At 62.6% G+C, this 430-nt stretch carries 1 protein-coding gene; it reads right to left on the bottom strand.

Annotated elements, in window-relative coordinates; genetic code table 11:
* On the bottom strand, positions 1–430 hold a 430-nt coding region (locus C1I97_RS38835; RefSeq protein ID WP_111007432.1), incomplete at both ends, for a phage minor tail protein L.

The raw sequence follows: 430 nt of genomic DNA, 5'->3' as shown, positions 1-430 counted from the left end.
GGTGTTCGCCAGCATGATGCGACCAGGAAACAGCGCCCCGTCCGTCTCGGTCGGTGTTGCCAGCACAAACGAGGCTGTCATGGCCGTCAGCTCTGACATCTGCTCCACCACCCAGCGGTCGCTCAGCTCCTGCTCCGGGTCCGCTTCCGGATTGCCCGCCACAAAATTCACCGCATCCAGAAAACGGGCATACACCCGGCGGCGGACCACCGTGGCCCCCACCAGGCTCTGCAGGTCCTCCGCCATCCCGGTGACCAGACCAAACAGATTCGACACCGTCAGCGACGGGCGGGCACTGCTGCCCTTCCCGTTCATCTCAAAGCCACTGCCGTCAATCGGGTATGCCTGGTACTTCCGCCCCTGCCAGGTCACCGGCTCCCCTTTTTCATTCAGCTCATTACAGAAAAAATACCGCTCACCACCCTGGGCC

It is taken from the genome of Streptomyces sp. NTH33 (assembly GCF_003236365.1).
GTDB lineage: Bacteria > Actinomycetota > Actinomycetes > Streptomycetales > Streptomycetaceae > Streptomyces.
Note: the sequence above shows the minus strand (reverse complement) of the source record. Positions and strands in the feature narration are given on the sequence as shown.